This window comes from Paenibacillus sp. RUD330 (assembly GCF_002243345.2).
Classification (GTDB): Bacteria; Bacillota; Bacilli; order Paenibacillales; family Paenibacillaceae; genus Paenibacillus_O.
In genome coordinates this window covers 1268486-1288095 of the sequence record NZ_CP022655.2, presented here as the reverse complement: position 1 = coordinate 1288095, position 19610 = coordinate 1268486, and the positions used below count along the sequence as shown (strand labels likewise).

The 19610-nt window shown below is 60.7% G+C and carries 18 protein-coding genes; 4 read left to right on the top strand and 14 right to left on the bottom strand.

What is annotated here, in order from left to right:
- Positions 1-147: 147 nt before the first annotated feature.
- Positions 148-1695, bottom strand: a complete 1548-nt coding sequence (locus CIC07_RS05630) for an alpha-L-rhamnosidase-related protein (RefSeq protein WP_234993117.1) — start codon at positions 1693-1695, stop codon at positions 148-150.
- 505 nt (positions 1696-2200) lie between these two features.
- Here CIC07_RS05630 and cypC point away from each other — a divergent pair.
- Positions 2201-3457, top strand: coding sequence for a CYP152 family fatty-acid peroxygenase CypC (gene cypC, locus CIC07_RS05625; RefSeq protein ID WP_076359820.1), 1257 nt, complete (start codon positions 2201-2203; stop codon positions 3455-3457).
- 99 nt (positions 3458-3556) lie between these two features.
- Here cypC and CIC07_RS05620 read toward each other — a convergent pair whose 3' ends face one another.
- The 3 genes from CIC07_RS05620 to CIC07_RS05610 are packed head-to-tail and all read right to left on the bottom strand — an operon-like array spanning position 3557 to position 6860.
- A complete protein-coding gene (locus tag CIC07_RS05620; protein ID WP_076359818.1) occupies positions 3557-4195 on the bottom strand; it encodes a bifunctional 4-hydroxy-2-oxoglutarate aldolase/2-dehydro-3-deoxy-phosphogluconate aldolase in 639 nt (212 codons plus the stop codon).
- A 5-nt stretch (positions 4196-4200) separates the two neighbouring features.
- Positions 4201-5547 carry an A/G-specific adenine glycosylase gene (mutY, locus tag CIC07_RS05615; protein WP_076359816.1) on the bottom strand — a complete coding sequence of 449 codons (1347 nt, stop codon included), beginning with the start codon at positions 5545-5547 and terminating at the stop codon, positions 4201-4203.
- 17 nt (positions 5548-5564) lie between these two features.
- On the bottom strand, positions 5565-6860 hold the full coding sequence (locus CIC07_RS05610; protein ID WP_165895309.1) for an AraC family transcriptional regulator: 1296 nt from the start codon (positions 6858-6860) through the stop codon (positions 5565-5567).
- Positions 6861-7032: 172 nt separating this feature from the next.
- On the opposite strand from CIC07_RS05610, the gene CIC07_RS05605 reads away from it, so the two are divergent.
- Positions 7033-7362 (top strand): c-type cytochrome, encoded by a 330-nt coding sequence (locus CIC07_RS05605; protein ID WP_076359812.1) that lies wholly within the window; start codon positions 7033-7035, stop codon positions 7360-7362.
- Positions 7363-7414: 52 nt separating this feature from the next.
- Here the strand turns inward: CIC07_RS05605 and acpS are convergent, their stop codons facing one another.
- The 6 genes from acpS to CIC07_RS05580 form a co-directional block, all read right to left on the bottom strand.
- Complete coding sequence (gene acpS, locus CIC07_RS05600) at positions 7415-7828, bottom strand: holo-ACP synthase (protein ID WP_076359810.1); 414 nt, start codon at positions 7826-7828, stop codon at positions 7415-7417.
- A gap of 17 nt (positions 7829-7845) precedes the next feature.
- On the bottom strand, positions 7846-8655 hold the full coding sequence (nadE, locus tag CIC07_RS05595; RefSeq protein WP_076359808.1) for an NAD(+) synthase: 810 nt from the start codon (positions 8653-8655) through the stop codon (positions 7846-7848).
- Positions 8656-8685: 30 nt separating this feature from the next.
- Positions 8686-9120: a BrxA/BrxB family bacilliredoxin gene (locus CIC07_RS05590; protein ID WP_021878793.1), complete on the bottom strand. Its 435-nt coding sequence runs from the start codon at positions 9118-9120 to the stop codon at positions 8686-8688.
- 174 nt (positions 9121-9294) lie between these two features.
- A complete protein-coding gene (locus CIC07_RS05585) occupies positions 9295-9642 on the bottom strand; it encodes a DUF3905 domain-containing protein (RefSeq protein ID WP_076359806.1) in 348 nt (115 codons plus the stop codon).
- Positions 9643-9646: 4 nt separating this feature from the next.
- The gene (locus tag CIC07_RS25645) at positions 9647-9781 is read right to left on the bottom strand and encodes a hypothetical protein (protein ID WP_268802156.1); all 135 of its coding nucleotides are present in this window, start codon (positions 9779-9781) and stop codon (positions 9647-9649) included.
- A gap of 82 nt (positions 9782-9863) precedes the next feature.
- On the bottom strand, positions 9864-11543 hold the full coding sequence (locus tag CIC07_RS05580; protein WP_076359804.1) for a two-component system sensor histidine kinase NtrB: 1680 nt from the start codon (positions 11541-11543) through the stop codon (positions 9864-9866).
- 282 nt (positions 11544-11825) lie between these two features.
- Here CIC07_RS05580 and CIC07_RS05575 point away from each other — a divergent pair, with 282 nt between their 5' ends.
- Positions 11826-13109 carry a BaiN/RdsA family NAD(P)/FAD-dependent oxidoreductase gene (locus CIC07_RS05575; protein WP_076359802.1) on the top strand — a complete coding sequence of 428 codons (1284 nt, stop codon included), beginning with the start codon at positions 11826-11828 and terminating at the stop codon, positions 13107-13109.
- A 119-nt stretch (positions 13110-13228) separates the two neighbouring features.
- On the opposite strand, the gene CIC07_RS05570 is transcribed toward CIC07_RS05575, so the two are convergent.
- The 3 genes from CIC07_RS05570 to xylA all read right to left on the bottom strand — a co-directional run bounded on the left by CIC07_RS05570 (position 13229) and on the right by xylA (position 16645).
- Positions 13229-13630 (bottom strand): hypothetical protein, encoded by a 402-nt coding sequence (locus CIC07_RS05570; RefSeq protein ID WP_076359894.1) that lies wholly within the window; start codon positions 13628-13630, stop codon positions 13229-13231.
- 212 nt (positions 13631-13842) lie between these two features.
- The gene (gene xylB / locus CIC07_RS05565; RefSeq protein WP_076359800.1) at positions 13843-15339 is read right to left on the bottom strand and encodes a xylulokinase; all 1497 of its coding nucleotides are present in this window, start codon (positions 15337-15339) and stop codon (positions 13843-13845) included.
- The gene (xylA, locus tag CIC07_RS05560) at positions 15332-16645 is read right to left on the bottom strand and encodes a xylose isomerase (RefSeq protein WP_076359798.1); all 1314 of its coding nucleotides are present in this window, start codon (positions 16643-16645) and stop codon (positions 15332-15334) included. Before xylA ends, xylB begins: the two co-directional genes overlap by 8 nt.
- A gap of 215 nt (positions 16646-16860) precedes the next feature.
- Here xylA and CIC07_RS05555 point away from each other — a divergent pair, with 215 nt between their 5' ends.
- Positions 16861-18051 carry an ROK family transcriptional regulator gene (locus CIC07_RS05555; protein ID WP_076359796.1) on the top strand — a complete coding sequence of 397 codons (1191 nt, stop codon included), beginning with the start codon at positions 16861-16863 and terminating at the stop codon, positions 18049-18051.
- Positions 18052-18189: 138 nt separating this feature from the next.
- Here the strand turns inward: CIC07_RS05555 and CIC07_RS05550 are convergent, their stop codons facing one another.
- Positions 18190-19551, bottom strand: a complete 1362-nt coding sequence (locus CIC07_RS05550) for a sodium-dependent transporter (RefSeq protein ID WP_076359794.1) — start codon at positions 19549-19551, stop codon at positions 18190-18192.
- Positions 19552-19610: the final 59 nt, after the last annotated feature.

Below are 19610 nucleotides of genomic sequence, written 5' to 3'. Positions count from 1 at the left end.
CCATGCCCGATGAGCGAGGCAAGCGCAGAGCATAGAGAAGAAGCTCAAAGCAAAAATGCTAAAGCTCAAAGCAAAAGCTTAAAGCAAAAGCCCAAAAGCCCTAGCCCGTCTTCAGAGCTAAGGCTTGGCAGGGCGGCGTCTGCGCCGTCAGCGCATATACGTGCGGATGAAATAAGAAGGCGTGCAGCTCCAGGCGTGGCAGTAGCTGTTGATCAGGTTGCTTCCGTACGGGGACAGCTTCTTGTCGTCCGGGTTGTACAGCTCCCAGAACGTATCGGCGCCGTCGGCCATCATCCCCCCCCAATAGGACCGCAGCTTCTCCAGCGCCAGCTCCGGCAGGCCCGCCTCGAACAGCGCCTCAACGAAATGATGCGCCATATACGGCGTCGTCATTCCGATCGCGGGATCGCTGGCGATCAGCTTGCGGAGCAGCCGGGCATTGTCCGCCTGCGGCAGTACCTCCGCGAGCGCCATCCATACCTGCGAAGCCCAGGAGATCTGGCGGTCCTGCCCGCTTGCGAACAGCCCCGTATCCGGATCCAGCAGCACATCCAGGGCGGCAGAGGACGTCCGTTCGACAGCCTCGGCGATGAACTTCCGCTCCGCTGCCAGCCCCAGCGCCTCCGCCAGACGTTGTCCCCGCTTCAAGCTGTAAATGAGGACAGCTTGGGCAGATGCCTGCTTGTTCAGCTCGCCGTGCCAGTCCGTAAAGCACCACCAGGTCGGGTCGTCCACTACGGCGCCGTCTTCGCCCAGCCGCTGCAATCCGATCTCAAGCTGTTCAAGAGCGATCGGCCACAGCTCCCGCAGCGTCTCCATGTCGCCGGAAGCTTCATAGTAATCATGCAGCGTCGCCGCGAAAAGCAGAGAATAATCGTAAAGCCTTGTGTCATCCGCATGAGGATGGGGCTTCTCGAACACGCATGCGGCCACGGCGCCGTCCGGCAGCCGCATGCCGGCGAACAGGTACAGGCAGCGCTTCACCAGATCGAAATTGCGGAAGGTGGCATAGTTGGCCTGCGCCTGCAGCCGAAGATCGCCGATCCACAGGCGGCGGTCCCGCTTGGGCCCGTCCTCGAATACGGTCTGCATGCAATCCTGCAGCGTCTTGACCGCGATACGGTCCATGGCCCGGAGATCCTCAGGGAGTTTGTCCGGCAGCGGCGGCAGGCTGGATGCGTTCGCCGAAGTAACGGCTACACAGACGATGTCGTCGAAGCCGGCTTTGTATTTGACGGACGTATCCAGCACCTCGATCTTGAGATAGCGGAAGCAGTAGCGTCTAGGAAGCTTGACGACCGCCGGCAAAATGTCGACGAACAGCAGCTCCTCCTGCAGCCAAGAGCTGCTGAGCCATCCGTCGTAGGAGGAGAACGGCTCCGCGACCTCGCAGGGCATCTCGCCGAAGGTCAGCTTCAGCTTCATTGGAGCATCCGGAGGACTTCCCATGCTTCTCAGCGACAGCTGCATATAACCGACCCAATGGTCGCCGAAATCGAGAATGAAGCTGTCTCCTTTGCCGTAGGCCTGGTTTTTCCACTCCTCGATGGTGCCGCCGGTGCGGGTCGCCCACCCTTGGAAAGCGTTGTCATCTTGATGCACTTCAATTACCCGCACAGGCCTCTTGTCCTCGTGCGCCAATGCAGGTGTCAGCGCTTCCGCTTTGTCCACCCAATCCTGACGTATGTTCATCATGGAGATCCCCTCTTCCGGGCAGCTTGTCGAACTATCTCTCTCATTGTAAAGTGCGGAGACCCATTCGCATAACCGCCTATTTTTTCGGATGTCCGGCTGATTTTTCAGGTAAAGGTACAGGAACCTTCTGCTTGTAATACAATTGTAATATTTCCTTCAGCTAGGGTTCAGTAAGCGGTTTTATACTACTAACAGACCCCCCTTATTCATATATTCTCTCTGGGCCCGCGAGCAATCGCGGGCCTCTTTTTTTAGTTGGCGAGGCGGAGCCTTCGTCCATCGGTATTGCCGCCCCCTTCTCCCAAACCCCTAAAACCCGTCTGCATCGATCCGATCCATTCCATACGGCATTGACTCTCCTTCCATCAGCCTCTATCGGACTCTTCCGGCGCTCCACCTCTATGTTCCTCTCTATCTTTTCAAACACGCGCCGGACGGGTATTCAATTGGAACGGGACGGGAATGCCTGTAAGAGGCATCGCGGAGCAATGAAGGAGGCAGAGCAATGGAATCCATCAAGCCGTTTCCAAAAGAAGAAGGATTGGACCACAGCCTGAGCCTGCTCAGGGAAGGTTATCTGTTCGTGACGAGCAGAGCCGATGCTTTCCAGTCGGATCTGTTCGAGACCCGGCTGCTCGGCGAGCGGGCGGTATGCATGCGCGGGGAAGAAGCCGCGGAGCTGTTCTACGACAACAGCAAGTTCAAAAGGCATGGCGCGGCTCCGAAGCGCGTCCTCAAAACGCTGCTCGGAGAGACCGGCGTGCAGACTCTGGACGGAGAGGAGCACCGCCATCGCAAGGCCATGTTCATGTCTCTCATGAACCGCGGCGCGCTCGTCCGGATGCGGGCCATCGTCGGCAAGCAGTGGATGCTCGCTGCGGGGCGATGGGAGGCCGAACAGGAGATCAATCTGTATGAAGAAGCGCAGCTGCTTCTGTGCCGCGCCGCCTGCGAATGGGCAGGAGTTCCGCTCGACGCCGGGGAAGCCGGCCAGAAGGCGGAATGGCTTGCCGCCATGTATGAATCTCCCGCCTCGCTCGGGATGACCTACATAAAAGGGAGAAGAAGCCGCCGCAAAGCCGAGAAATGGATCGGGGAGCTGGTCGATTCCGTCCGTGCCGGCACCCTGCATCCGCCTGAAGGAGCCGCGCTCCATACGATTGCCCTGCATCGGGATCTGAAGGGAGAGCTGCTGGAGACGAAGACCGCTTCGGTCGAAGTGCTCAATATCCTTCGGCCCATCGTCGCCGTCGCGGTATACATCGCCTTTGCGGCGCTCGCCGTCATCCAGCAGCCGCAAGAAAAGGCGAGGCTCGCATCCTCCGACGAAGACGCGTTGAAAAACTTCGTCCAAGAAGTACGCCGCTTCTACCCGTTCTTCCCGTTTTCCCCTGCTAGGGCCGTCAAGGATTTCGAATGGGGCGGTTACAAGTTCCACGAAGGCATGCTTGTGCTGCTGGATTTGTACGGCACGAACCATCATCCCCGTTTATGGAGCAGCCCAGCTCTCTTCCAGCCGGACCGCTTCAGGGAATGGAGCGGCAGTCCGTTCCGCTTCGTCCCCCAAGGCGGAGGCGATCATGATGCCGGACACCGCTGTGCGGGAGAATGGATCACGCTTGAGATCATGAAGGAAAGCCTGGATTTCCTGGCGAACAAGCTTCGTTTTGAAGTTCCCGAGCAGGATGTCAGCTTCAGCTTCGGCGAAATGCCGTCCCTGCCCCATAGCCGGATCCGGCTGCAGAAGGTGAGGGCATTATAGACCGGGCCTTCAACATCCAGGATGGATTCTATCCAAAAGAAGAATGGGAACCAAAAAAGGCAGCGGGAGGCTTGAGCCTCAACCGTTGCCTTTTTTTCGTCAACTCCGCTGTGCCCGCACCGCTTCCGCGAACTGCCGCGCCCGCTCCTCCATGAGGTCGAACCGGCCTTCCCGGGCCCACTGCAGGTTGACGATCTTGCTGCCCAAGCCTACGGCATCCGCGCCCGCCCGCAGATAATTCCCGATATTGTCCAGATCGACGCCGCCGGTCGCCATCATGGGGATATGATTCAGCGGAGCTTTCAGCTCCTGCAGGTAGCGGTGGCCGAGGGAGGCCATCGGAAATAGTTTGACCGCTTCCGCCCCCGCCTTCCAGGCTCGGACGATCTCGGTCGGCGTCATGACTCCCGGCCATACGGATATGCCTTGGGACGCGCCGTAAGCGACCACTTCCTCGTCCAGGTTCGGAGAGATGAGGAACTGCGCGCCGGCATGAGCGGCTTCCCTCGCCTGCTTGAGGTCCAGCACCGTGCCGGCCCCGATATAGGCCTTGCCGTCGTAAAGCTCTCTCCAGCGGGCAAGAATCGGCAAAGCTCCGTCCGTATTGAGCGTTACCTCCATCAGGGATATGCCGCCGCGGATCAATGCCCCTGCCGCAGCATCCGCCTCCTGCGCTCCGATCCCCCGGAATATCGCGACAATCTTTTCCTCCAGAAGGACATCAAGCAGCCTGCTCATCCTCGTTACTTCCCTTCCCCGTCTTCGGCTTTGTCCCAATAGTCGTACAGGATCTTGGCAAATAAATTCGGAAAGGCATAGTGGCGCATATCGCCGGGGCCGATCCAGCGATATTCGGGCGGCAGCCCAGGTGCAGCTCCTTCAGCCGCGGCGCTCTCGCCGACCGGCGAGCTCTGCGCCGCTGCCGCTGTCTCCACGGAAGCCGCATAAGCCTCTCCCGTCTCGGCCGCGGCGCTTGATTCGCGAGGCCAGGCTGCCATGCCGGCTCCGCCTGAGCTTACGGACGAATCCAGCTCCGCCAGATAGACGCGCATCGTCCAATGAAGATGGCTGAACGTATGCTCCTCCGCTCCCCACCAGCGGCGGAGAACGGCCGTCAGTCCGCTCTCCTCGCGCAGCAGGCGCCGCAGGTCGCCCGCATCGGCCGCCTGGCGCTCCACCGGCGGCTCCGCGAGCAGGTCCGGCTTGCGTCCTCGCTTGGCGGGACCGGCTCCGGGCTCGTCCAGCAGCACATGCGGCAGCTCCCACAGGCTGGCCAGCAGGCCGGTATCCGGACGCTGCCGGATAAGGACGCGTCCGGCATGCTCGCCGATGCCTTCGATGACAGCGGCCAGCCGTACTTGGGGCTTGGGCGGCTTGGCCTTCGTCTTGACCGGCAGCTCCAGCTCGCGCCCGGCGATGCGGCCCGCACAGTGGACCATGACGGGACAGGTCAGGCAGCCGGGCGTCCTCGGGGTGCATACGAGCGCGCCCAGCTCCATCAAGCCCTGATTGAAATCGCCGGCGGCTCCGTCCGGGATGAGAGAAGCGGCAAGCTTTTCCATGCCCGCGCGTGTAGAAGGCTTGGCGATGTCCTCGTCGCGGTTGAAGTAGCGGGACAGCACGCGCATGACATTGCCGTCGACGGCAGGCTCCGGACGGTTGAAGGCGATGCTCATGATCGCCCCGGACGTATAGGGCCCGACACCTTTCAGAGAAGATACGGCCGTTTTGTCATCGGGAATCGAGCCTCCGTGGACGGCCATGACTTCCTTGGCTCCTGCCTGCAGATTGCGGGCTCTGGAATAGTAGCCGAGCCCCTCCCAGTGCTTGAGCACGTCCGCTTCCGGAGCCTCGGCCAGATCCGAAAGCGTCGGAAACCGGCTCATAAACCTCTCGTAATACGGAATCACCGTATCCACTCTCGTCTGCTGCAGCATGATTTCCGACACCCAGATCCGGTATGGGTCCCGATTGCGCCGCCATGGCAGCACCCTTCGATTCTGGCGGTACCAGATCAGCAGCTCCCTGCTGAAATATGCGGATGGACTTGCGCCCGTTCCGTCCTGGAGGGCGGCTTCGTATTCTGTCATTCTTGATTTGTCTCTCCTTATTTGAAGCTGTTTCCGCTTTTCCGTTGAACAATGGAATAGATGGCTGCCGTCCTCCCGCATCCGACCGCTTCCTCCAGCCAGCCGAACTCTTCGTTGAGGGGGGGGAAGCAGCCCGGGACCGAGCTGCTGTCCGGGTTTCCCTTCTTGATGGAACAACCCATGTGGTTGTCCTCACCCGGATTTTCCATCTTGATGGAACAACCCATGTGGTTGTCCTCACCCGGATTTTCCATCTTGATGGAACAACCCATGTGGTTGTCCTCACCCGGATTTTCCATCTTGATGGAACAACCCGCTTGGTTGTCCCCACCCGGGTTTTCCATCTTGATGGAAGAACCCGCTTGGTTGCCCTCACCCGGGTTTTCCATCTTGATGGAAGAATCCGCTTGGTTGTCCTCACCCGGGTTTTCCATCTTGATGGAAGAACCCATGTGGTTGTCCTCACCCGGTTTTTCCATCCTCAGCATCCGGGTTTCCTCCATCAGCTGCCTGTAGCGCCGCGGCGAGGTCCCGATCAGCTGCTTGAACATGCGGGAGAAATAAGGGCCTGTCAGGCCGACCTCGCCGGCGATGTCCCGCACCGGCAGCGCGCTCTCGTCCAGCAGCCTGCGGGCATGCTCCATCTTGCGCTGGTTCACGTATTGAATCGGCGTGCAGCCGGTGAAGCTGCGGAACAAGGAAATGAAGTAGTTCGGATGCAGATACATCTGCCTGGCGAGGTCGTCGACCGACAGATTGTCGGCCGGATGCCGCTCGATATAATCGAGAATTTCGGAGAATAGGCTCAGCTCGGTGGCGACGGAGGCGCTTGAATGCCCTTCCAGCCCTCTTTGCAGATAAGCGGCGACGAGCTCCATAATGATGGCTCTCGCCCTCAGCTCGTCCGTGATGTTCCCGGACAAGGAGATCAGGCGCCGGTATCGCGCTTCGAGCTGATCGGGCTCGTCCACCGCTGCCGACAAGGGAAGCTGCAGCGACTTGAAAAACTCCGTGCTGCCGGCATCCAGCTCGAATCTCACCCAGTAACAGCGGAATGGGCCGCCTTTGTCGACGGTATAAGTATGCTTGCTTCCCGGAGGGATGCAGTACATGCGTCCGGGACCGGCCTGGAAGTGCCCATCGGACGCATTCAAGCTCACGGAGCCGGTAATCGGCAACGCAAGGCAGTGATGCCCCTGGCTCGAATTTTCTATGACGCTCCCGGGCTTCCATTCGCTTCGCGCAGCCATGGCGTAGATGACCTGCATTTGCCGAAGCCGGGTTTGAAGGATTAGATTCATTGGTTTGTCCATTGCTGATGCTCCCGGAACTCGTGTTGGGCCGTCAGGTCCATGAAGCTGTTCCATTTCTAATTATACGGAAATCTTCCTTGGAGTGGAATCATTCTGGGAAAGGAAACGTCTGACAGCGATGGCTGGCCGTGCTTCGAGACGTTATAATGGAACCGATAAGGAGGAATGCGCCATGCGCCTGACCGGCCTGGCGGCCATAGCCGCCGCGCTGCTGCTGTTGTCCGGATGCGGGAGCTCCGGAAGCGGCAGCTCGGGCACCGCTCTGCAGGGCCCCAAAGAGACCATCACGCTGTACAAGTCGCATTGCCTTTCCTGCCACGGAGCGGATCTCAAGGGCAGGATGGGTCCCGAGACGGATATTCATGACGCGGGAAGCCGCCTTGCGCCGGAGAGGATCGCGGAGCAGATCGGCAGCGGCGGAAGCCTGATGCCCCCCTTCAAGGACAAGCTTACCCCGGAGCAGATCGACAGCTTGACCCAATGGCTGAAAGACAAGAAATGAGGCAAGAGAAAAAACGCCTGCCGTCCCGATCGGGGCGGCAGGCGTTTGCGGTCTAAAACGCAGGACGGAGGAGAAGCTGGGCACTCTCCAATACGGCAACGGCGGAGGCGAGCCCCCGCTCATGGGTGATGCTCGCATGCAGCAGCGGCTGTGCCTGAAGTCCGAGCGCCTGCAGCGTATGCGGCGACAGCTCGCAGACGGGCCTGCCCGCGGAGGAACGCAGCACGGAGATGTCGCGGAAGCCGCAAATGCCGCCGATGCCGCAGCCAAGCGCCTTGGAGACAGCTTCCTTGGCGGCGAAGCGGCCGGCGACGAACTCGGCGCGTCTGCGGCCCGCCAGCTCCGCCGCCAGCTCCCGCTCGGCAGGAGCGAGAATCCGCTCCTCGAAGCGCCTTCCGGACGCTCCGTTCAAAAGAGCCTCGATCCGGTCGACATCGCATAGGTCGTGGCCGATTCCGATAATCATGGAGGCAGAGCCTGTCCCTAGATTCCCGGAATCGTCGTGCGCTTATGCTCGGTCTTCAAATACTGCTTCTCCAGCAGCTCGCGGACTTCGGGAGCCACTTCCCGGCCTTCGAGGTAAGCGCTGTTGTCGTCGTATTTGATGCCGAGCTCGTCTTCGTCCGTCTGGCCTTCCCACAGTCCGGCTGTAGGAGCCTTCTCCTGGACGCTGGCCGGAACGCCGAGCGCGGCCGCAACCTGGCGTACCTGATGCTTGTTCAGCGTGCTGAGCGGCGTGATGTCGACCGCTCCGTCGCCCCACTTGGTATAGAAGCCGGTAATCGCTTCGGAAGCATGGTCCGTGCCGACGACGAGCAGGTTCAGCTCTCCCGCCAGCGCATACTGGGCCACCATGCGCGTGCGCGCCTTGATGTTGCCTTTGACGCCGCGGTTCACATGCCGGGACATGCCGATGGATTTGAGCCCGTGCTCCACCTCAAGCGCGATCTCGTCGACCGCTTCCTGGATGTTGGTCTCCATGCGGTGAGTGAGCTGGAAGGCATCCGCGACCTCATAGCTGTGCGAAATGTCGGCTTGCTCGCCGTAAGGCTGGAACACGCCGAGAGTGATGTACTCCCGGCCGGATTCCTGCGACAGCTCGTCGGTCGCTCTTTTGCACAGTCCCGCCGCGACGGCGCTGTCGATGCCGCCGCTGATGGCGATCAGCAGTCCCGAAGCGCCCGCTTTTTTCACGTAATCCTTCAGAAAGTCAACCCTGCGGCGGATTTCCTGTTCCGGATCGATGCTTGGCTTGACGCCCAGCTTGGCAATGATTTCCTGCTGAAGACTCACGGGAATTCCTCCTGGCGTAAGGGAAATGGATTAGCGGCAGAAACGGTCGAATGCGCTGGCGAGATCCGCGGAAATTTCAGCGGCGGAGCGGTTCTCGATCTGATGCCGTTCGATGAAGTGCACGAGCTCGCCGTCCTTGAGGAGGGCGATGGAAGGAGAGGACGGCGGGTAAGGCGCGAAGTATTCGCGGGCCTTGGCTGTCGCTTCCTTGTCCTGCCCGGCGAACACCGTGTACAGGTGGTCCGGAGTGATGTCATGATTCAGAGCGTCGGCAACGCCTGGACGGCATTGTCCGGCCGCGCAGCCGCAGACGGAGTTGATGACGACAAGCGTGGTGCCCTTGGCATCCGGAAGCTTCTCCTCCACTTCCTCGGGCGTGCGCAGCTCCTGGATTCCCAGACGGGTCAGCTCGTCGCGCATCGGTTGAACCATATCGAACATGTATCTTTCAAAAGACATTGACATCTTTGTTTACCACCTTTCGGAGAATAATAACCTTCTCCGCTATTATAGCGCATCCTGCGCCGATTGGGAAAACCCGCTCCTTGGCCTGCGTCTGCCGGCGCCAATAGGAAAAGGCCGCTTCGGCGGCCTCCATGCTCACAGCTCCGAAGCGGCGGGCAATCCCGGACTCCGGCGTTATTGTTCCTTGCCGGCATCCTCGTCGATGCCGCTCCGAACGTTGTGCTCCGGGTGCCCGAAGCTGCCCGGACGCGGCTCGATGCCCCGCTCGAAATAGTCCCGGTTCTCCTCCGTCAGGAAACCGACGTCCTTGAACGGATGCACCCATTCGTCCCCCGCCATCACGGACGGGTCCGTCTCCTCCGACCACTGTTCGAGAGGAGAAGCCGCCGACACGTACTCGTGGTCCCCGATCACGACTCCGTGCTCGTTGACGAACGGCTCCCGAGGTCCGCGGCCGCTCTTGAATTCGGGACGGAACTCCAGCTCGTAAGGATCGAGCTCCGGCCGGTCCTTGCCTGTCATGGCATCAAATGGAAGGACGGTTCGGCCCGTCCAGCTTTTTATCGTAGCCGGCCGCTTCCGGGGACTTGCTGGAGCGGTTCTTTGCCGCAGCGCTCTCCTGCTGCAGCTTTTCCTTGGATTCGTTCTCGTTCTTGCTCATGGCATCTCAGCTCCCGTCTCATGATGGGCAGCCCGCCTCAGGCCGGCCGCCTTCGGCTTATGATGCATCAAAGCATGCCGTGTTATGCCGTAGCGCCGCCGCTGTGGACGGATTCGGGAATTTCGAAGGTGATGATGAAGGAAGTGCCTTGCCCCGGCACGGAGTGGACCTCGATCCTGCCGTTGTGGCGCTCCGCGATGCTGAGGCACAGCGGAAGACCGAGTCCGGTGCCGCGGGCCTTGGTCGTATAGAACGGCTCGAACAGCCGCTCTCTCTTGTCCTCCGGAATGCCTTCGCCGGTATCCTCGACCCGCAGCTCGATGTTGCTGCCGCTCTGCCGGGTGCTCAGCGTCAGGACCCCTTTCTCGCCCATCGCCTCCATGCCGTTGCGGGCCAGATTCAGGATCAGCTGCTTGATCTCCTTGTCATTGAGCTCCAGCGGCGGAATCGTCTCGGCAAAATCCAGCTCGATGGACTGGCCCCTCAGATTGGCGTCCGCCCACAAGAGAGGAAGAAGCTCGTTGATGACATGATGCAGGGAACCGACCTCCTTGGCGATGACCCGGTTCTGGGCAAGCGAGAGGAAGTCGTTGATGATGGAATTGGCCCGGTCAAGCTCCTCGATGATGATCCGGAAGTATTCCTGCTGGCTGTCGGGGCTGCGCTCGCGCATCAGCTGGACGAATCCGCGTATGACGGCCATCGGATTGCGGATTTCATGCGTGATGCTCGCGGCCATCTGTCCGACGAGGCTGAGCCGCTCCATCTTGCTGAGCTCGTTGCGCAGCTGGTTGAGCTCGGATATGTCCTGGATCATCATCGCTGCGCCCGGAGCGTCTCCCGCCTGCAGGTCCAGGATGGGGAAGGCTGTCAGCAGGTAGACGCGTTCGCTCTCCTGGTGAATCTGGGAAGGAACCGGGGTTCCGTCCAGAGCCGAATCGAAGAGGCTGCGGCAGCTGTCGTGATCGCGGAAAAAGGATTCATAGCTGATTCCCGCAAACTCCAGCTTGTCCCTGCCCTTCATTGCTTGCCCGCTGAAACGTATTGCCGCATCATTGAGATGCGAAAGCCTGCCGTCACGATCTACGATGACGGTTCCCATGGACATCTGGTCGACGAATTGCTGGAGCTTATGGACTTCGTTCCTATAATTGGAGGACATCCGCCTCAGCTGGATCTGCAGCTGATGATGCTCCACGATGCTGCTGATCGTATACAGCGTCATCGCCGTCACGATGACGTATATGCAGGCGATTCCGGCGAGAGTCGCGAGCCCGCTGCTCAGCCCGTCCGGGTCGTATGTCCGCAAATACCCTATGTATGTGCCGGCATAATAAAGAAAAGCCAGCGCCATCAATGTAAAGGCGATGCGCAGCTTGTCCTTCATCCGCGCTCGCTGGAACGGGCGGACCGTGAGGAGAATGACCGGGATGAACAAGCCGATGAACAGGATGAAGCTGGTCGTTTCGTACGGGCTGTCCAGAATGGGGATCTGCAAGCTGCCATAAATCACGCTCAGCACCGCGACGGCGGGATAGCCGCCATACAGCGATCCCAGAAACAGAGGGAGCAAGCGCAAGTCGAGGTCAAATCCGTATTCGGTGCGGATGGACAGGGCAAAACATCCGGCAAGGGACAAGCCGTAGGCTGCGCAGAAGTAAGCGGCAGACTTCCGTTCGTGATTGATCCGGTACATCCACAGCTGGTAGACAAATATCGGCAGCAAGGAAACGAATGCTTGCAAAATTAGTTTGTCCCACATCAGAGCACGAGTTTCCCCCTTCCGCACCTTCGATAACTCCGATTAAAGCACAGGTGGCGATATTTGACAATCGACGATTGTAAGATTCTGGCTCATGCCGTCGATTTGAAGCATCGGCTTCATTTATTTGAGGCAAAATGGAGCTTATTTCATAGGAACTGCCGTCCTGCCCCTGGACTGTTTTCCAACTGATCGGGGAATCTGTTAGAATCAGTGAGAATCTGCGAACAGATTGAATACCCTGTCCGCATGCGGCAGAGAAGAAGGAGCTTTCATCAAGCCATGTCCAGCCAGGAATTTTATGAAGTCATCGTCATCGGGGGCGGTCCTTCCGGACTGATGGCCGCGGCGGCGGCCGGACACGCGGGAGCCGGCACGCTCCTGCTCGACAAGGGAAGCAAGCTCGGACGCAAGCTCGGCATATCCGGCGGAGGCCGGTGCAACGTGACGAACAACAAGGAGCCGGAGGAGCTGATCCGCTATATTCCGGGCAACGGAAAATTCCTCCACAGCGCTCTCTCCAGCTTCGGCAGCCGGGAAATCGCTGCCATGTTCGAGGGGCTCGGCATCCGTCTGAAGGAAGAGGACAGAGGCCGGATGTTTCCGGTATCCGACAAAGCCAAATCGGTGGTCGACGCCCTGATCCGCCATGTAGGCGAAGGCGGGGTCGCCGTCCGCATGAACGAGAAGGTCGCCGGGCTGCTGTTCAAGGACGGCAAGGTCAAGGGCGTCAAGCTGACGGATGGCCGGATCATCCGGTCGAGAGCCGTCATCGTCGCCGCCGGGGGCAAATCCGTTCCCCATACGGGATCGACGGGAGACGCGTATCCATGGGCAGAGGACGCCGGGCATACCGTGACGGAGCTGTATCCGACCGAGGTGCCCCTCACCTCGTCCGAGCCGTTCATCCGCAGCCGGGAGCTGCAAGGGCTCTCGCTTCGCGGAATCGTCATGACGGTGTGGAGCGCCAAGGGCAAGCGGCTGACCGAGCAGGAGGGCGACATGATCTTCACCCATTTCGGCCTGTCGGGTCCTGCGGCCCTCCGCTGCAGCCAATATGTCGTCAAGGAAAGGAAAAAAACGTCCGGTCAGCCGGTCAAGGTGACTCTGGACCTGTATCCGGACCGGTCCGCCGACGCCCTTTACGGCGAGCTGCTCGGCCTGGCGGCAAGCGAGCCGAAGAAGGCGGTCAAAAACGTGCTGCCCGCCGTCATGCAGGACCGGATGGTGGAATATGCCCTTGCCTGCGCGGACATCAATCCCATGACGACCTACGACAACCTGAACAGAGCGGCGTGGCTGGAGTTCGCGAGGCTGCTCAAGCAGCTGCCCGTCATGGTGGACGGCACGCTCTCGATCGAGGAAGCCTTCGTCACCGGCGGCGGAGTCCATGTGAAGGAAATCAGCCCCGCCACGATGGAGTCCAAGCTGCAGCAAGGCCTTTACTTTTGCGGAGAAGTGCTCGACATCCATGGCTTCACCGGAGGCTACAACATCACCGCCGCCTTCACGACCGGGTACCATGCCGGCCGCAGCGCGGCGGAAGCGGTGCTGCGGCAGCGCTGATGGTCTTGAATCGCCAAAAAGGCCGTTCCGCTCTCCGCCGCATTCGCGGGCAGAGATCGGTGACGGCCTTTGCTGACTGCGCCTGACGTGAAGTCTAATCCAGGGAATCCTTCATCCGCTCAGATGTGGACATCCCCCGAAAAATAGCTGAGCGAGGCGTCCTGTTCAGGAAATGCCTCCTCGCCTTCCGCCGCTTCGTCTCGGTTGCGGAGGCCGGAATCGGCGCTGCCGCCGGGCAAGGAGGAGCTCAGGGAGAAGCCCTCCTCCCAAGCGACCAGATCTTCATTGACCATATGCGCCGGAATGGTGATCGTGTCTTCCGGGACGTCCAGCTCGCCTCCATGGGCGAAGGCGATCTCAAGAGCGGACGTCAGGTCGTTGCCGTGGAGAGACAGGCGGAGTTCCGCGTTGTCCGCAGCGACGGCGTCGTATCCAAGCTCGCGAAGCGTCGATACGGCGACGGAAGCAGAGGCTGGATCCGTGAAGCGGAAGAGCAGGGAATGGTCATGGCGTTCGGTCATCGGGATCGGGTCTCCTTTTGGGTTGTTGCCGGGCAGCATTACGATAACCAATTGGCGATGAAAATATGAATGCTGCCGGGACAGCTCTCCGCCCGGCCGGTCCCTCGGGCCGTTCAGCCTGCTATTCGCCCCGATCCCGATCCGCAGCAAAAAGCCGCCGCTCTGGAAGATCGCATCTTCCAGAGCGGCGGCTATAGGCGCATCCAGCGCGTTCAGCTTCTGAACGTCATGAGCGCCTCGCTCAAGGACCGGGTCGCTCCGTACACCTGCTGGTATACCGGGAACAGCCGCTCATAAACTTCGGCTGCAGCGGCATTCGGCTCGTATGTCCGGCCTCGGCGTACGAAAGCCGCGGCGCATTCCCGCAGATCGCCGTACCAGCCGCAGCCGGCCGCAGCCAGCATCGCAGCTCCCATGCCGGGCCCCTGCTCATTGGCCAGCGCCGTTACCGGCACCTGGAAGATGTCCGCCTGGATCTGCAGCCACAGCGGATTGCGGGCGCCTCCGCCGATGGAGATGACGGCGCTCATCTCTTTCCCCGCCTCGCGGTACATATGAAGCGTCTCGTTCAAGGAGAACGTGATTCCCTCCATGACGGCCCGCGCCATATGGGAGCGGCCATGCGAGCCGTCCAGCCCGATGAAGCTGGCCCGGATGGCCGCATCCGCATGCGGGGTCCGCTCGCCGGCCAGATAAGGCGCGAACAGCAGTCCGCCAGCGCCCGCCGGCACCTGATCCGCGCCCTCGAGCAGCTCCTCGTAAGGCAAGCCGCCCATCAGCCGGCGGAACCAGCTCATGGAATATCCGGCGGCAAGCGTTACGCCCATAGAATAATAAGCGTCCTTCTCGCCATGGTTGAAGAAGTGAACCTTGCCGCCGTAATCGCGTCCGCGATTCGATTCGTAGGACAGCATGACGCCGGAAGTGCCGATGCTGCACAAGGCCTCCCCTTCCTGCAGAATGCCTGCGCCGATGGCGCCGCAGGCATTGTCCGCGCCGCCGGCGAATATCGCCAGCGGCCCTCGAAGCCCTGCCTCTTCGGCCAGCTTCGGCAGCAGCACTCCCGTCTGCTCGGCAGACTCCGCAAGCGGCGGGCATAGCGATGCGTCCAGACCGAATGCTTCCAGAATCTCCGCGCTCCATGCGCGCTCCGGCACGTTCAGCAGCAGCGTTCCGGCGGCGTCGGAGTAATCCATGCGGATCGTTCCGCACAGCCGGTAGCGGACGTAATCCTTCGGCAGCAGGAACAACGCCGCCTGCCCGAAGATTTCCGGCTCCTGCTCGCGCACCCACAGAATCTTGGGCAGCGTGAAGCCTTCCAGGGCCGGATTGCGGGCAATGTCCAGCAGCTTGCCGCCGAGCCTGGCCTCGATCTCCCGGCATTGCGCCGTCGTGCGCGTGTCGTTCCACAGAATGGCCGGCCGCAGCGGGCGATTGTCCTTGTCCAGCAGCACAAGGCCGTGCATCTGTCCGGAGAAGCTGATGCCATCGACAACTCCTGTCTTCAAAGCATCGGAAGCTCCGAGCTCGCCCAGCACAGCCAGCGTTCCCTCGACCCATTGCTCCGGATCCTGCTCGCTCCAGCCGGCCTTCGGGCTGTGCAGCGGATATTCGCGAGAAGCCTCTGCCGCTACATTTCCTTCCCGGTCGACCAGCAGCGCCTTGACGCTGCTGGTTCCCAGATCGATGCCGATGACGTACTCAGACACGGAAGATCACTTCGTTCAGCTTCGCTTTGATCGCTTCCAGACGTCCGGAGGCGTTGACGATCGGGTTGTTCTGGAGCGCGTACTGCTCCAGCGAGGCCAGCGTCGCCCGCCCCGATACGATCTCGGCGCCGATGCCTTCTCCGAAGCTGGCGTAACGATCCTCCACGACCTTGTCGAGAACCTTGTCCTCGATCAGCTTGGCGGCCGCCTTCAGCCCCCATGCGAAGCTGTCCATGCCGGCGATATGGCCGAGGAACAGATCGTCCAGCTCGAAGGAGCCGCGGCGCACCTTGGCGTCGAAGTTGACGCCGCCGCGTCCGAGTCCGCCTGCCTTCAGCACCTCGTACATCGTCAGCGTCGTGCTGTACAGATCCGTCGGGAATTCGTCCGTGTCCCAGCCGAGCAGCAGGTCGCCCTGGTTGGCGTCCAGCGAGCCGAGCGCGCCGTTGATCGCCGCGACGCGGACCTCATGCTCGAACGTATGGCCGGCCAGAGTCGCATGGTTCGCCTCCAGATTCAGCTTGAAGCGGTCCTTCAGGCCGTACTTCTGCAGGAACGAGAGCGTCGTGGCGGCATCGAAGTCGTACTGGTGCTTGGAAGGCTCCTTCGGCTTCGGCTCGATCAGGAACTGGGCGTCGAAGCCGATCTCGTCGGCGTAGGCGATCGCCATCTGGTACAGGCGGGCGAGGTTGTCGAGCTCAAGCTCCACATCGGTATTGAGGAGCGTCTCGTACCCTTCGCGGCCGCCCCAGAACACGTAGTTCTGGGCTCCGAGCTCTTTGCCGATCTCCAGGCTTTTCTTCAGCTGAGCTCCCGCATAGGCATATACCTGGGCGTTCGGAGCCGTGCCGGCGCCATGCGTGAAGCGCGGATTGGTGAACATGTTCGCGGTGTTCCAGAGCAGCTTGCGGCCGCTCGATTTCATGCCGTCCTTCAGCAGGGCGACGATGACGTCGAGGTTTTTGTTCGTTTCCTGGAGCGTGTCGCCTTCCGGAGCGATATCCCGGTCGTGGAAGCAGAAGAAAGGCAGATCCAGCTTGTCCATGAACTCGAAGTTCGCTTCCGCGCGCGCCTTGGCGCGGTCCAGGCCGGCGAATTTGTCCCATGGACGAACCGCCGTGCCGGAGCCGAACGGATCGGATCCGTCGGCTACGTACGTATGCCAGTAAGCGACGGCGAAGCGCAGATGCTCGGCCATCGTTTTGCCCAGCACGACTTCATTTGCGTTGTAATGCCGGAAAGCGAGCGGATTGTCCGTGTCCCTGCCTTCGTAGCGAATGCTGCCGATCCCATCAAAATATCCCATGAATGATTGCCTCCCCGAATGCGGAAATGTAAACGCTCTACGGAATCTAATTTACCATCGTTCAACTTAGTTTGTCTACTAAACAAACTAAGTTATTTTTGGTATACTTAAGCGGATTCGCATCCGGGCAGGTTTTGTTTCCTTTCTCATCCGATATATACTTGTCTTGACCAGCAACCGGCCGCAGGCCGCAACATAGAAGGAGAGCTGCACCTATGAAACCGACTACCGCCACCGGAGATCCGGCGATGATCCGGCGCATCAACACGGGCATCGCGCTTGAAGCCGTTCTGAGGCACGCCCCCTTGTCCAGAGCGGCGATATCCGAGAAGACCGGCCTCAACAAAGCGACGGTGTCCTCCCTCGTGCAGGATCTGCTGGACCAGCAGCTCGTCCTCGAAACCGGGCAGGGACAATCGAGCGGCGGCCGCAAGCCGGTCATGCTTGTATTCAACAACCGGGCCGGACATACGGTCGGCGTCGACGTCGGGACGAACTACATCCTCGGCGTGCTGACCGATCTGGAGGGCGCTGTCCTCAAGGAAATCAGACGCCCTCATGAAGCCCGGTCGGCGGCATCCATCATGAAGCTGCTGTTCGGGCTTATCGAGGAGCTGGCAGCTGCAGCCGAAGCCAGCCCTTACGGCCTCGTAGGCATCGGGATCGGCCTTCCCGGCATCGTGGACGAGACGGGATCCCTCCTGTTCGCCCCGAATATGGACTGGGAGCCTACCGAAGTGGCCCGGCTGACGGAAGCCGCCTTCGGCGTGCCGGTGCGGGTCGACAACGAAGCCAACTTCGGCGCCCTCGGCGAGCAGGTGTTCGGAGCGGGCTCGGGCATCCGCCATCTGGTCTACGTCAGCGCGGGCATCGGCATCGGAACGGGCCTCGTGCTCGACGGCAAGCTGTACCGCGGCTCCACCGGTCACTCCGGCGAGCTCGGGCATCTCTCCGTCGATTATGCCGGCCCGCCTTGCCGCTGCGGCAACCGGGGCTGCTGGGAGCTGTACGCCTCCGAGCAGGCGCTGCTGGACAACGCTCTTCCTCTTGGCTGCCGCACGCTGGATGGGATCCTGGAACGGGCCAACGCAGGCGACAAGGCGATCGTCGACGTCCTGGAGCGCACGGGAGCCATGCTTGGAGTGGGCATCGCGACCATCGCCAATGTCTTCAATCCGGAAGCCGTGCTCATCGGGAACAGGCTGAGCCGGGCCAAGCGCTGGCTCGAAGGCCCGCTCGCCCGGGAGCTGGAGAGCCGCGCGCTCCCTTACCACCGCAGCCGCCTGCGCGTCCTGTTCGCGGAGCTTGGCGATGCGTCGGCGGTGAGGGGAGCGGCGCACTTGGCCGCGAGCGCCTTTTTGGACCGGGTCAAAGCCGGCAGGGCCCAGCTTCTTCCTTCCATGTGAGCGAACTTCATGCCCGATGAACACCTGGTTTCCCGATGATCAAGCTCCTGCTTTTCCTGAAGCTCCAACCCATATAAAGAGGCTGCGCCCTGCGTCGATGGAATGACGAAGGGCGCAGCCTCTTTTTTTTCATTGCCGTTACACCGGCTTGACGAACAGCGAGTAGAGCAGCACCACCAGGATGAGGAGAGGAGCGACATAGCGCAGCGTGACCATCCACGCCTTGTACCAGAAGCCCGTAAGGCCGGCTTCTTCCCCGGCCCGCTTCCAGGCATACCCGGTGAACAAGGTGACGACGAGTCCCCCGATCGGCATGAGCAGATATGCGGTGGAGAAGTCGAACCAGTCGAACACGGTCTTGCCGAAGATCAGGAAGCCGCTCAGGGAGCCCGTCACGGACAGCGCCGCCGGAATGCCGAGCACGAAGCAGACGGAAGCCACGATCGCGGCGGCCTTCCGGCGGGACCATTTCCACTGGGTCATGGCGAAGGCCACGGGCACTTCAAGGATGGACACCGCCGACGTCAGCGCCGCGATGGCCAGCAGGATGAAGAACAAGCCCCCGAAGAAGGCGCCGAAAGGCATTTGCGAGAAGGCGGCCGGCAGCGCCATGAATGCGAGGCCGACCCCCTTGTCCGGCTGCAGTCCGTATGAAAAGACGGTCGGGAAGATGATCAGGCCGGCGATGAAGGCGTACCCGAGATCGCCGATGCCGATCGCGATCGTCGCCTTGCCGAGGGACTGCTCTTTTTTCACATAAGAGCCGTAGGTCAGCATGCATCCCATGCCCAGAGACAGGGAGAAGAAAGCATGTCCGAGAGCGACCAGCACGGATTCGCTGTCCAGCTTGGCGAAGTCCGGCTTCAGGAAGAACTCCACGCCTGCGGAGGCTCCCGGCAGCGTAAGCGAACGGACCATCAGAATCAGCAGGATGATCAGAAAGCCCGGGATCAGTATTTTGTTGAATTTCTCGATGCCGCCGGAGATGCCTCTGGCGACGACATACCCGCAGATGAGCATGACGGCGGCTTGCCAGAAGATCGGCATGAGGCCGCCGGCGAAATCGTTGAAATGCGCTTCGTAGTCCATTCCCTTGTGCGAAAGGCCGCCGGTAAGGGAATCGAGCGTATATTGGAACGTCCAGCCTGCCACGACGGCATAATAGGACATGATCAGGAACGCTGTCAGAACGGACAGGGCGCCGAACCATTTCCAATACTTATTGCCGGTCAGATTGAACAGCGACGTCGCCGCGTTGCCCCGGCCGCCGCGTCCGATCGTCATCTCCGCCAGCAGGACAGGCAAGCCGACCGCAATCAGGCAGACGATGAACAGAAGGAAGAAAGCCGCCCCTCCATGCTCTCCGGTAATGTACGGAAACTTCCACATATTGCCCAGCCCGACCGAGCTGCCGATCGCTGCCAGAATGAACCCTGACGAGGAGAAGCGCTCCGCCTTTTTCAAGGAGCCGCCGGGGGAGTTGCTTGATGACTTGCTCATGGATGATTTGCCTCCAGCTTTTCATGTTGGGAAGAGATTATTAATTTATCGAAAAAACG